The sequence below is a fragment of the Hydrogenophaga sp. genome (assembly GCF_051007235.1).
In the GTDB taxonomy this organism is placed as follows: domain Bacteria; phylum Pseudomonadota; class Gammaproteobacteria; order Burkholderiales; family Burkholderiaceae_C; genus Hydrogenophaga.
The window spans coordinates 1-11,275 of the sequence record NZ_JBPCSJ010000110.1; the positions used below are offsets into that span (position 1 = coordinate 1).

General features: G+C 70.6%; 12 protein-coding genes. 3 read left to right on the forward strand and 9 right to left on the reverse strand.

Going from position 1 to position 11,275, the window contains the following annotated elements; genetic code table 11:
* Positions 1-124: 124 nt before the first annotated feature.
* The 8 genes from ACR2JA_RS04075 to ACR2JA_RS04110 form a co-directional block, all read right to left on the reverse strand.
* On the reverse strand, positions 125-1,483 hold the full coding sequence (locus tag ACR2JA_RS04075; RefSeq protein WP_434007843.1) for an AAA family ATPase: 1,359 nt from the start codon (positions 1,481-1,483) through the stop codon (positions 125-127).
* Between the two features lie 144 nt (positions 1,484-1,627).
* Positions 1,628-2,812, reverse strand: coding sequence for a beta-ketothiolase BktB (gene bktB / locus ACR2JA_RS04080; RefSeq protein ID WP_434007844.1), 1,185 nt, complete (start codon positions 2,810-2,812; stop codon positions 1,628-1,630).
* Positions 2,813-2,930: 118 nt separating this feature from the next.
* Positions 2,931-3,521: a histidine phosphatase family protein gene (locus ACR2JA_RS04085; protein WP_434007845.1), complete on the reverse strand. Its 591-nt coding sequence runs from the start codon at positions 3,519-3,521 to the stop codon at positions 2,931-2,933.
* 32 nt (positions 3,522-3,553) lie between these two features.
* Positions 3,554-4,333, reverse strand: a complete 780-nt coding sequence (locus ACR2JA_RS04090; RefSeq protein ID WP_434007846.1) for an SDR family NAD(P)-dependent oxidoreductase — start codon at positions 4,331-4,333, stop codon at positions 3,554-3,556.
* Between the two features lie 28 nt (positions 4,334-4,361).
* Positions 4,362-5,075: an RluA family pseudouridine synthase gene (locus ACR2JA_RS04095; RefSeq protein WP_434007847.1), complete on the reverse strand. Its 714-nt coding sequence runs from the start codon at positions 5,073-5,075 to the stop codon at positions 4,362-4,364.
* Positions 5,072-5,557 carry a HugZ family protein gene (locus ACR2JA_RS04100; RefSeq protein WP_434007848.1) on the reverse strand — a complete coding sequence of 162 codons (486 nt, stop codon included), beginning with the start codon at positions 5,555-5,557 and terminating at the stop codon, positions 5,072-5,074. The genes ACR2JA_RS04095 and ACR2JA_RS04100 overlap by 4 nt, the downstream gene beginning before the upstream one ends.
* A 10-nt stretch (positions 5,558-5,567) precedes the next feature.
* Positions 5,568-6,158: an OmpA family protein gene (locus ACR2JA_RS04105; RefSeq protein ID WP_434007849.1), complete on the reverse strand. Its 591-nt coding sequence runs from the start codon at positions 6,156-6,158 to the stop codon at positions 5,568-5,570.
* A complete protein-coding gene (locus ACR2JA_RS04110) occupies positions 6,155-6,637 on the reverse strand; it encodes a FecR family protein (RefSeq protein ID WP_434007850.1) in 483 nt (160 codons plus the stop codon). Before ACR2JA_RS04110 ends, ACR2JA_RS04105 begins: the two co-directional genes overlap by 4 nt.
* A 196-nt stretch (positions 6,638-6,833) precedes the next feature.
* On the opposite strand from ACR2JA_RS04110, the gene ACR2JA_RS04115 reads away from it, so the two are divergent.
* The 3 genes from ACR2JA_RS04115 to ACR2JA_RS04125 all read left to right on the forward strand — a co-directional run bounded on the left by ACR2JA_RS04115 (position 6,834) and on the right by ACR2JA_RS04125 (position 10,471).
* The gene (locus tag ACR2JA_RS04115; RefSeq protein ID WP_434007851.1) at positions 6,834-7,868 is read left to right on the forward strand and encodes a tRNA-dihydrouridine synthase; all 1,035 of its coding nucleotides are present in this window, start codon (positions 6,834-6,836) and stop codon (positions 7,866-7,868) included.
* A gap of 31 nt (positions 7,869-7,899) precedes the next feature.
* Positions 7,900-9,486, forward strand: a complete 1,587-nt coding sequence (gene gshA / locus ACR2JA_RS04120; protein ID WP_434007852.1) for a glutamate--cysteine ligase — start codon at positions 7,900-7,902, stop codon at positions 9,484-9,486.
* Between the two features lie 79 nt (positions 9,487-9,565).
* Positions 9,566-10,471, forward strand: a complete 906-nt coding sequence (locus tag ACR2JA_RS04125; protein ID WP_434007853.1) for a dienelactone hydrolase family protein — start codon at positions 9,566-9,568, stop codon at positions 10,469-10,471.
* 7 nt (positions 10,472-10,478) lie between these two features.
* Here the strand turns inward: ACR2JA_RS04125 and ACR2JA_RS04130 are convergent, their stop codons facing one another.
* Positions 10,479-10,775, reverse strand: a complete 297-nt coding sequence (locus tag ACR2JA_RS04130; protein ID WP_434007854.1) for a 2Fe-2S iron-sulfur cluster-binding protein — start codon at positions 10,773-10,775, stop codon at positions 10,479-10,481.
* Between the last annotated feature and the right edge of the window lie 500 nt (positions 10,776-11,275).

Below are 11,275 nucleotides of genomic sequence, written 5' to 3' on the forward strand. Positions count from 1 at the left end.
GCCTGGGCCAGCCGGGCCTCGCCCGTGCCGCCGCTGCACACCACCTACCAGCCCCACAGTTCGCGCGCGATGCCGTCGAGGTGGGGGTAGGGGCGGTCGGCGGGGGCCGTCATGGCAGTGGGGTTCAGGCTTGCCAGCTGACCGGCGTCGGCACGAACTCGGACGTGTCCTCAGCCAGGCGGGGCAGCGCCGCAAAGCCGTCGTGCAGCTCGGCAAGCCGCGCGGCCAGCGCGTCCACCTGTGCGCAGCGTTGTGCGTGCACGGTCTCGATGCGCGTGCGCCACGACGGCGGCAGCCAGCCGTGGGCGCGGGCCTGTTTCAGAACGGCCTCGGCCAACGCGTGGACGTCCGCCTGCACGGTGTTCAGGCGCTGCTGCACCTCGGCCACCTGTGCCACCCTTGCGCGGATGTGCAGCGCGCCGTAGCGGCGGTGGGCGCGTTCGCTGGTGATGCGCACCAGCTCGCTTTCGCTCGTGGGCCCGGCGATGGCGCGGGCCAGGGCCAGCTTGCCGGCGCTGTCGTCCTGCGCGTCGGCCGGGGCGCGGCGTTCGACATCGAGTTGTTGTTCGAAGGCGGTCACGGCGCGCTCCAGGCCGTCGATGGCCAGCGGCGTGGCTTGCGCCACGGTCTGCAGGAACCAGTCGGTCCAGCCCGGTACCTGGTCCGGGTCGGCGGCCAGGGTGAAGGGCAGCAGCCAGGCGTCCCAGACCGAGACTTCGCTCGCGTTGCGGCTGGCGGCCTGCACCTGCAGCAGCGCTGCGGTCTGGCGCCAGCGGCGGTCGGAGACGGTCTGCTGCATGTCCTTTGCGCGTTCGCGGGCCGAGGACAGCAGGGCGATGACGTCGTCACCCAGTCGCACGGTCTGGGCCTGTGCGCGCAGCGCCTGCAGCGATACAGCAGACAACTGCGCATCCGGGTGCGCCTCGCCATCGGGCAGGGTGGTCTGCAGCAGGGCGGCAAAGTGCGCGTCGTCGACCGGCGCCACCGGAACGCGCAGCAGGAAGCGGTCGTAGAAGGCGTGCAGGTTCTCGTCCCGCGGCACCTCGTTGCTGGCCCCGACCAGACAGACCAGGGGCACGTCCATCCGGTGTTGACCGTTGTCGAAGCAGCGTTCGTGCAGCAGGCCCAGCAGGGTGTTGAGGATGGCCGAGTTGGCCTTGAAGACCTCGTCCAGGAAAGCCACCTCGGCGGACGGCAGGTAGCCGTCGGTCAGCCGCTCGTAGCGGTCGTCTTCCAGGGCTTTCAGGGACAACGGGCCGAACAGTTCCTCGGGCACCGAGAAGCGGGTCAGCAGGCGTTCGAAATAGTGCGCGCCGGGCAGCAAGCGCTGCAGCCGGCGCGCGAGTTCGCTTTTCGCTGTGCCCGGCGGGCCGAGCAGCAGCACATGTTCGCCCGCCAGCGCCGCCAGCAGCAGCGACCGGGCGGCCACGTCGCGCTGGAGCAGCCCGCGCTCGAGTTCATCAACCGCGGCGGCCCAACGCATGGAACTCTCCTTTGGGTTTTTGATGGACCGATTCCCTCGCGGAGGGCGTGTCTGCCTCCAGGATGCGGTGGAACCGGCTTTGCCGGGCCACTCGCATCGCCCCCCTCAGGGGGGTGACGCGAAGCGGCGCGGGGGGGCGGATGTTTACATCCGCTCGAATACAGCGGCAATGCCCTGGCCACCGCCGATGCACATCGTGACGAGAGCGTAGCGGCCGTTGACGCGCTGCAGTTCGTACAGGGCCTTCACCGTGATCAGCGCGCCGGTGGCGCCAATGGGGTGGCCCAGCGAAATGCCCGAGCCATTGGGATTGACCTTGGCCGGGTCCAGGCCCAGTTCCTTGGTCACCGCGCAGGCCTGGGCGGCGAAGGCTTCGTTGGCCTCGATCACATCCAGGTCGTTGACCGTCAGGCCGGTCTTCTTGAGCACCGCCTGCGTGGCCGAGATCGGGCCGACGCCCATGATCTTGGGGTCCAGGCCGGTGTGGGCGTAGCCGACCAGGCGCGCCAGCGGCTTGGCGCCGCGGGCCTTCGCGGCCTGGGCGTCCATCAGCACCACAGCCGCAGCGGCGTCGTTGATGCCGGAGGCGTTGCCAGCCGTGACGGTGCCGTTTTCCTTGATGAACACAGGCTTGAGCTTGCTCATGTCTTCGGGCTTGCAGCCGGGGCGGAAGTGCTCGTCGGTGGCCCAGGCGACCTCGCCCTTCTTGCTCTTGAGCATCACCGGCACGATCTGGTCCTTGAAGCGGCCGTCCGCCGTGGCGCGCTCGGCGCGGTTGTGGCTTTCGACCGCCAGCGCGTCCTGCATCTCGCGGGTGATGCCGTACCTGGCGGCCACGTTCTCGGCCGTCACACCCATGTGGATGTTGGGGAAGGGGTCGTGCAGCGCGCCGATCATCATGTCCACCATCTTGGTGTCGCCCATGCGGGCGCCCCAGCGCATGTTCAGGCTGGCAAACGGCGCGCGGCTCATGCACTCGGCACCACCGCCGATGGCGATGTCGGTGTCGCCCAGCAGGATGGATTGCGAAGCGCTCACGATGGCCTGCAGGCCCGAGCCGCAGAGGCGGTTGACGTTGAAGGCGGGCGTGCCTTCGGCGCAGCCGCCGTTGATGGCCGCCACGCGCGAGAGGTACATGTCCTTCGGTTCGGTGTTGACCACGTGGCCGAAGACAACATGGCCGACGTCCTTGCCCTCGGTGTTGGCGCGGGCCAGCGCTTCGCGCACGACCAGGGCGCCCAGCTCGGTGGGCGGGCTGTCTTTGAGGCTGCCGCCAAAGGTACCGATGGCGGTACGGACAGCGCTGACGACGACGACTTCACGGCTCATGGAAATGCTCCTCTGTGGGGTTGGATTGGATGCAGGAATCAACGCCGCATGGTAAGCCGGCCTGGCTTACACCGGGCTTGTGCCACGTCAAGCGCAGGACAGGTGGCGGTCCGGGCGATCAGACCACCCGCCGCGCCAGCACGCGCAGCCGGTCCGGGGTGGTCGGGTCGGGCCGGGTGGCGAAGAGTTCTCCCATGGCCGGGTACTCGCCGGTCAGGGCGCTGATGTTGACCTGGTGCGTGACCAGCACCCAGTTGACCGGCGCCCGCAGGGCGGCCACGGTGTCCAGTACCTCGCGCGTCTGGGCGTCGCTGTCGCCCTGGCCCTGAAAAAAGGAGTTGAGGGCGGGCCACAGCGCGTGGCGGCCAAACGCCAGCTGCGCCGTGTCCACGCAGCGGCACCAGGCGCTGCTGCGCACCGACGCGATGGCGATGCCCTCGCGCCGGAAGGCATCGCCCACGCGGCGCGACTGTTCTCGCCCGCTGGCGCTGAGGTTGCGCTGGGTGCGGCACTGGCCGAGGGTGAAACCCGGTGGGTCGCCCACGCCGGCTTCGGTCTGCGCGTGGCGCATCAGCACGGTACAGCCGCCTTCGCGCAGCAGACGCCAGAACGGGTCGTCGGTCTGCGCGTGTGCCAGACCCGTTGCGGTGCCTGCGGCCAGCGCCAGCCAGTGGCGGCGCGAGAGGGATGGATCGGGAATGGTCGGCATGGGGTGTCCTCAGGTCATGCCGCCGTGAGGGGTCAGTCCCGCACGTCGGCCACCGGCTGGTCGCCAAAGTCGGGGCGCTGCAGCCAGGTCAGCACGCGGGCGGCGGCTTCTTCCGGGCTTGTGAGCTGGCCCTGGCGCTGGAGTTCCACAAAGCGCTCGCGGTCGGGGAAGGCCGCCGGGTCACCGGCGCGCAGTTGCTCCTGCATGTCGGTGTCGATCACGCCCGGCGCCAGCGACACGAGCTTGGCGCCGTGTGTGCGCTGCGCCTCGTCCAGTGCACTGCAGCGGGTGAAGTGGTCCAGACCTGCCTTGGCCGCACAGTACGGCGCCTGCGCGGCCATGGCGCGGCGGCCCAGGCCGCTGGAGATGTTGAGCACCTTGCGCGGGCCGCGCCAGCCGGCGGCCACCCAGTGGCCGGTGGCGCGCAGGAAGGCCGCCGTGAGCTGCATCGGCGCTTCCAGCCCGACGCGCAGCGCGTCTTCCAGTTCGTTGCCCGGGCACTGGTCGATGGGGCCGATGCGCGGGATCATCCCCGCGTTGTTGATCAGGGTGGCACTGGCGATGTCGTCGGTGGGCTGCGTGTCCAGCCAAGCGTCCAGCCGCACGGCCACCTGGCTGGGCTGGCTCAGGTCCATGGACCACTGCACCAGCGTGGCGTTGCGCAGGCGGGCCAGCTCTTCCAGTTCGGGCACGGTGCGGCGCGAGATGCACAGCAGCATGCGGTCGGGCGTGAGCAGGTGGCGGGCCATGGCCAGGCCCATGCCGCGCGAGGCGCCGGTCAGAACGGTGAGGTGTTGGGCGGCAAGGCTCATGGTGTGCGGGGTCGAGTGGGACGATGGATCAGAACGGGCAGGGGGCTTCAAAACGCATCATCGCACCCGTGACCGGGTGCTCGATGTCCAGGCGGCGGGCATGCAGCAGCAGCCGGTCGGCCAGGGCTTCCTGCTCGGGGCTGGCGTACAGCGGGTCGCCCACGATGGGGTGGCCGATGGCCTGCAGGTGCACCCGCAGCTGGTGCGAACGGCCGGTGACCGGGTGCAGGTCCAGCCGCGTCATGCCCGAGCCGGGCGGCGGCGCATCGGCGATGCGCCAGTGCGTCAGGCTGGGCTTGCCGATCTCGTGGCTGACGATGCTGCGCGGGCGCGCCAGCCAGTCCACGATCAGCGGCAGGTCGATGCTGTTCCATCCGTTGTCGGGCAGCGGGTTGGGCAGATCTCCCGCCACCACGGCTTCGTAGCGTTTGTGGGTGCGGCGCTTTTCAAAGCACAGGCTCAGGTGGCGCTGCGCCTCGATGCCGCGCGCCATGAGCACGATGCCCGACGTCGCCATGTCCAGCCGGTGCACCACCAGTGCGTCGGGGTAGGCGGCCTGGGCGCGGGCGCTGAGGCAATCCTGCTTGTCGGGGCCACGGCCGGGCACGGCCAGCAGGCCCGCGGGTTTGTCGAACACCAGCAAGGCGTCGTCGGCGTGCAGCACGGTCAGGCCATCGGGCACCGCCACGCGGGTGGCCTGCGGGCCGGGGGGCTGCGGGCTGTGGGTGGGCGCCTCGCTCACGTCGCGCTGCCCAGCGCCTGCAGCAGCTCGGCCGCGTCCACGCTGCGTGCCGCGCCAAAGCCCGCCACCTGCCGTGCGCCCAGCGGGCGCAGGCGCACGAAGCGGAAATCGCCCAGCGCGGTCATGGGTTCGGCTTCGGGGAAGCGCGCCAGGTAGGCGGCCCGGCAGGCCTGCGCGTCGGCCCCTGCGACCGCATCAGCAGCGTCGATGTCCAGCGTCACGCGCGGCAGGGCGTGCACCGGCTCGCCGGCCACCTCGGCCTGGCAGATCATGAGGGAGGCGCGTGGCCTGCGCTGCAGGTTGCGCGTGTGCGCGGCCAGGCCGCTGATGTGGATGACCAGCGAGCGGTCCTGCCCGTCCACCACGAACGGCACCATGGACACGAACGGGGTGCCGTCTTCGTCCACCGTTCCCAGGGCCGCCACGCGTTGCGCCGCCAACAGTTCGCGCAGCGCGCGGGTCAGACGGGGTTCGTGGGCCATGCGGCGGTGGTCAGCGCACCAGCAGTTCGGCGCGGCGGTTGCGCGGCTCGGCCACTTCGTCGTCGGTCGGCACCACGGGTTCGCGTTCGCCGCGGCCCACGGCTTCGATCAGCTCGCGCTTGAAACCGCGTTCGATCAGCAGGTTGCGGATGGCGTGGGCGCGCTCCAGCGACAGCTTGTCGTTCGCTTCGAGCGAACCCTGGCGGTCGGTGTGGCCGGTGACCACGATCTCGCCACCCGAGCGTGCCTGGGCACGCGCCACGATGTCGGCCAGGCGGCCTTGCGATTCGGCCGTGAGCTGCGAGGTGCCGGGCTCGAACTCCAGCACGAATTTTTCGGGCGCGGGCAGGCGCTGCGCCAGCAGCTGCGGGTGGCTCTGGCGCACCGCGTCGGCGCTGGTGGTGGCGGTGCCGATGCGGCCGCTGCGCGCGACCTCGGCCACCTGGAAGGGCTGGTTCAGCACCTGCTGGCCTTCTCGGGTGCTGACGACCACGCCGCTGGCGCTGCCGTCGGCCTGTGGCAGCAGGGTCACGCGTGTGACGGGTGCGCAGGCGGCGAGCAGCGCGCTCAGAGCCAGGACAGTGATCAGCGGGCGGTTCATCGGGCAGCCTGGGTTTCGACAATGAAATCGGTGCCGCGCACGCCCACCACCGAGGTGGGCGTCTGCACCTTGAACAGATCGGGGTTGACCTTGGCGAGCACGCCGGTGACCACGCGCACCGAGCCCTGCAGCAGGTCGAGCAGGAAGTTGCCCTTCTGCGTGGTCGAGTCGAACTGGAAGCGGCTGAGGTCCACCGTGCTGTTGGGGCCGACGGTCAGCGTTGTGCCGTCCTTGAGCACCAGGGTGGCGGCGCCGCTGGCGCCGGTGCTCAGGCGCTCGGATTCGCGCAGGCCGTCGCCGGGCTGTGGCGTGCGGCGTTGCGCGGTCTGGGCGCCAGTGCTGCCGACCCAGGCCTCGCCCTGGACCTGTTTGAAGGTGCCGGCGCGCACCGGTTCGGCCGCCGCGGCGGTCTGGGCGTGGCTGGCGGGCGCGGCCAGCAGCAGCGCAGCGATCAGGGGCAGGGCAGGGGGCAGGCGCATGGGGCACTCCGGCGGTTCGGTCGCGCCCGGGCCGGGCGCGACGCAACAGGGAACTCAAAAGGCTTCAGAAGGCGGCCGATGGTACCGGAGCCCCGTCGCCCGCAGCAAGCCACGGCCCGGCAGGGGGCCGATAAAATCACGGCTTCACGCCGCTTGGCGCACCATCGGGCGATCCCGCCCACACCCCCACCACCCCATGACCCTGTTGCTCGCGCCCATGGAGGGCCTGCTGGACGCGACGCTGCGCGACGTGCTCACGCGCGCGGGCGGGGTGGACCGCTGCGTGAGCGAGTTCATCCGCATCACCAACACCCTGCTGCCCGAGCGCGCTTTCACCCGCGTGGTGCCCGAACTGCTGCACGGCGGGCGCACCCTGGCCGGCGTGCCCGTGCGCCCCCAGCTGCTGGGTTCCGATCCGTCCTGCCTGGCCGACAACGCGGCGCGGCTGGCCGGGCTCAGCCCCTTTGGCGTGGACCTGAACTTCGGCTGCCCGGCCAAGACGGTGAACGCCAGCCGCGGCGGTGCCGTGCTGCTGGACGAGCCCGAGCTGATCGGCCGCATCGTCGGTGCTGTGCGCCGCGCCGTGCCGGCCCACCTGCCGGTGTCGGCCAAGATGCGGCTGGGTTTCCAGCACGACGGCGTGGCCGAGGACTGTGCGCTGGCCATCGCCGCCGCCGGGGCCGACGAACTCGTGATCCACGCCCGCACCAAGGCCCACGGCTACAAGCCGCCCGCGTACTGGGAACGCATCGCCGAGGTGCGGCAGGTGCTGCCGCCCGGCCCCATGCGGGTGGTGGCCAACGGCGAGATCTGGACCGTGGAGCAGGCGCAGCGCTGTCGCGCTGTGACCGGCTGCGACGCGATCATGATCGGCCGCGGCCTGGTGACCAACCCGGGCCTGGGGCTGGCGATCCGCGGCCAGGCCGGCGGGGTGCCCTGGCCCGACATGCTGCCCCTGCTCAACCTGTTCTGGCAACGCGTGTGCCGCCGGGTGGAGCGGCGCCACCGCGCCGGGCGCCTCAAGCAGTGGCTGAACTACCTGCGCAAGACCTATCCCGAGGCGCAGGTCGCTTTCGACCAGCTGCGCGTGTCCAACGACCCGACCCACATCGAGGCCTGGCTGGCCCTGCACGCGCCGCAGCCGCACCGCCTGCCGGGCGAAGCCCATGCCCCTTGGCTAGCCGAAAAGCCGATCCCCGCGGCGCCAGCAGAGATTGCGGTGGCGTGTTAACGTCCGGCCCCGGTCAAGAGAAGAACCCACCATGAAGACCCTGCAACAGCGGCTGGAGAGCCTGAGCCCGGAGCGCCTGAATGGCATGCGCCGCGGCCTGGAAAAGGAGAGCCTGCGCGCGCAGCCCGACGCCAAACTCGCCCTCACCCCGCACCCCGCGGCCCTGGGCAGTGCCCTGACGCACCCGCACATCACCACCGACTATTCGGAGTCCCAGCTCGAACTCATCACCGGCGTGCACCCCAGCGTCGACAGCTGCCTGGCCGAACTGACCGAGGTGCACCAGTACACCGTGCGCAGCCTGCAGGCGCAGGGTGACGAGCGGCTGTGGGCGTCCAGCATGCCCTGCGGCCTGCCGACCGACGAAACCATTCCGCTGGGCCGCTACGGCAGCTCCAACGTCGGCCGCGCCAAGAGCGTCTACCGCATGGGCCTGGGCCACCGCTACGGCCGGCGCATGCAGACCATCAGCGGCATCCACTACAACTGGTCGCTGCCCGGCGTGGACAACGACGGCTACTTCGCGCTCATCCGCAACTTCCGCCGCCACGCCTTCCTGCTGCTCACCCTGTTCGGCGCCTCGCCGGCCCTGTGTTCCACCTTCGTCGAAGGCCGGCAGCACGAGCTGCAGCCGCTGGGGACCAGTGGTGCACTGCACATGCCGCACGGCACCAGCCTGCGCATGGGCAAGCTCGGTTACCAGAGCGACGCGCAGGCCACACTGGCGGTCAGTTACAACGGGCTCGAAGGCTACGCCGCCAGCCTGCACGACGCGCTGACGCGCCCGTGGCCGGCCTACGAAGCGGTGGGCATCCGCAACCCAGGCGGCGATTACAACCAGTTGGCGACCACGCTGCTGCAGATCGAGAACGAGTTCTACGGCACCATCCGCCCCAAGCGCGTGATCTTCCCGGGTGAACGCCCGCTGCACGCGCTGCGCGAACGCGGTGTCGAGTACATCGAAGTCCGCCTGATGGACCTCAACCCCTTCGAGCCCATCGGCATCGACGCCAGCACGCTGCACTTCCTCGATGTGTTCCTGCTGCACTGCCTGCTCAGCGACAGCCCGCCCGACACGCCGGAAGAAATCCGCGAGCTCGCGCACAACCAGCACCAGACCGCCGCCCGCGGGCGCGAACCCGGCCTGAACCTGTTGCGCAACGGCCAGCCCGTGCCGCTGGTGCAGTGGGGGCTGGAGCTGATCGACCAGCTCGGCCCCATCGCCGCGCGGCTGGACACGGTGCAGGGCGGACAGGCCCACGCGCAGGCCGTGGCCCGTGCCCGCGCCGGCTTGCAGGCGCCCGACACGCTGCCCTCGGCCCGCGTGCTGGCCACCATGCACGCGCAGCACAACGACTCGTTCCTGTCCTTCGTGGGGCAGCAGTCGCAGCAGATCCACCAGGGCCTGCTGGACCTGCCCTGGAGCGAAAGGCAGCAGGCGCGATACGAGGCCATGGCCCAGCAGTCGGTGGCCGACCAGAAAGCCATCGAAGCGGCGGACTCACTGCCGTTCGAGGTCTACCGTCAGGAATACGTGTCGCCCCACCGCCTGGGCAAGCCCCGGCCGGCCGTGGCCGCGGGTGCAGCCGTCCGGTCAGCCTCGGTCGTCACACCCTGATACCCCTGTGCGGTGCGCGTGTATCGTGCCGCACCGCGGGCGCTCGTAAGCTGCGGGTCTTTGATCAGCGGAGCGCGCCATGGACCTTTCGAACCCCCGCCGCCTCGGTGCGGCCGATTTCGACCAGGAACTGCTGATCCTGTTCGACGCCTATGTGCACGGCGACATCGACCGCCGCGGCTTTCTGGACCGGGCGGCCAAGTTCGCGGTGGGCGGCCTCACCGCCGCCGGGCTGCTGGCCGCGCTCAGCCCGGACTTCGTCATCGCCCAGGTCGTGCCCCAGGGCGACCCGCGCATCCGCACCGAGCGCATCACCTACGACTCGCCCCAGGGCAGTGGACCGATGAAGGCCTATGTGGCCCAGCCGGCCAACGCCACGGGCCGGCTGCCGACCGTGCTGGTGGTGCACGAGAACCGCGGGCTGAATCCCCACATCGAAGACATCACCCGCCGCCTGGCGGTGGCCGGCTACCTCGCCATGGCGCCCGACGCGCTCACCCCGCTGGGGGGCTATCCGGGCGATGAAGACAAGGCGCGCAGCCTGTTTGCCCAGCTCGATCAGGGCAAGACCCGGCAAGACTTCCTGGCCGCGGCGGCCCTGCTGAAAGCACGACCCGACAGCGCCGGCCGCCTGGGGGTGGTGGGCTTCTGTTACGGCGGTGGCATGGCGCACTTCCTGGCCACCCAGTTGCCCGACCTGGCCGCGGCCGTGCCGTTCTACGGCAACCACCCGCCAGCCGAAGACGCCGCCAAGGTCAAGGCGCCGCTGCTGATCCACTTCGCCGCGGTGGACGAACGCATCAACGCCGCCTGGCCGGCCTACGAGGCCGCGCTCAAGGCCGCTGGCGTGCGGTACACCGCCCACCAGTACCCGGTCACCCAGCACGGCTTCAACAACGACACCACGCCGCGCTTCGACCCCGCCGCCGCCCAGCTGGCCTGGGACCGCACGCTGGCGTTCTTCGCGCAGCACTTGAAAGCCTGAAGCGCTTTCAGTCCACCAGCGGCGTGAGCACCACGTCGCTGGTCGGGTAGGCCACGCAGGGCAGCACGCAGCCGCGGGCCTTTTCCTCCGGCAGCAGGCCGGGCCAGTCCACGCTGTAGCGCACCGTGCCCCCGGCCAGCTGGCCGATGCAGGCGCGGCAACTGCCGTTGCGGCACGAGGCCGGCCAGGCGTGGCCGGCGCGCAGCAAGGTCTGCAGCAGGCTGGCGTCGGCTGGTGCGGCCAGGGTCTCGCCGGTGGCGCCCAGGTGCAGGCGGTGACCGGCGGCCGGTTGTGGATCGTTCATGGCCGCGACTCTACCCGGTTGGCGCTGGGCCCCATGCTGGCGGGACTGCCTGTTTGTTGGGCAATCTGAAGAAGCGCCATGCAAATCAACGGGTTGCGTCGCTCTTACAGAGCTTGCCCAAACTTATGCACAAGCTTGTCCAAGCTTTGGCTGGACAAGTGGACAACTTTGCCCGGCCGACTGCCCGTTTCGCAGGCAGATCGTTGCTTCCCCTAGGGCCGCAAGCACTTGCGCGCGCCGTACAGGGTTCACCCTGGGTTATGCACAGGCTTGTCCAGTGCCGCACGGGATAACAACTGCACCGTGCGCCGGGGTGCTTGTGCACAGCACGAGCGCGGGCCGATGCGGTGGCCGAAGGTTCAGCTGGCCGCCCGCGCCTGGCCCCAATAGTGGTAGGTCCAGGGCCGCGGGCCGGGCAGGTAGCCGGTGTGCAGTACCGGGCACGCAAAGCCGGCGGCCTGCAGCAGGGCGGGGATGTCGCGGTTGAGGTGGCAACCGCC

Bases quoted from the DNA above. Each gene is read 5' to 3' on its own strand.
- ACR2JA_RS04075 (WP_434007843.1), bottom strand. From the start codon at position 1,483: ATGCGTTGGGCCGCCGCGGTTGATGAACTCGAGCGCGGGCTGCTCCAG.
- bktB (WP_434007844.1), bottom strand. From the start codon at position 2,812: ATGAGCCGTGAAGTCGTCGTCGTCAGCGCTGTCCGTACCGCCATCGGT.
- ACR2JA_RS04085 (WP_434007845.1), bottom strand. From the start codon at position 3,521: ATGCCGACCATTCCCGATCCATCCCTCTCGCGCCGCCACTGGCTGGCG.
- ACR2JA_RS04090 (WP_434007846.1), bottom strand. From the start codon at position 4,333: ATGAGCCTTGCCGCCCAACACCTCACCGTTCTGACCGGCGCCTCGCGC.
- ACR2JA_RS04100 (WP_434007848.1), bottom strand. From the start codon at position 5,557: ATGGCCCACGAACCCCGTCTGACCCGCGCGCTGCGCGAACTGTTGGCG.
- ACR2JA_RS04105 (WP_434007849.1), bottom strand. From the start codon at position 6,158: ATGAACCGCCCGCTGATCACTGTCCTGGCTCTGAGCGCGCTGCTCGCC.
- ACR2JA_RS04110 (WP_434007850.1), bottom strand. From the start codon at position 6,637: ATGCGCCTGCCCCCTGCCCTGCCCCTGATCGCTGCGCTGCTGCTGGCC.
- ACR2JA_RS04115 (WP_434007851.1), top strand. From the start codon at position 6,834: ATGACCCTGTTGCTCGCGCCCATGGAGGGCCTGCTGGACGCGACGCTG.
- gshA (WP_434007852.1), top strand. From the start codon at position 7,900: ATGAAGACCCTGCAACAGCGGCTGGAGAGCCTGAGCCCGGAGCGCCTG.
- ACR2JA_RS04125 (WP_434007853.1), top strand. From the start codon at position 9,566: ATGGACCTTTCGAACCCCCGCCGCCTCGGTGCGGCCGATTTCGACCAG.
- ACR2JA_RS04130 (WP_434007854.1), bottom strand. From the start codon at position 10,775: ATGAACGATCCACAACCGGCCGCCGGTCACCGCCTGCACCTGGGCGCC.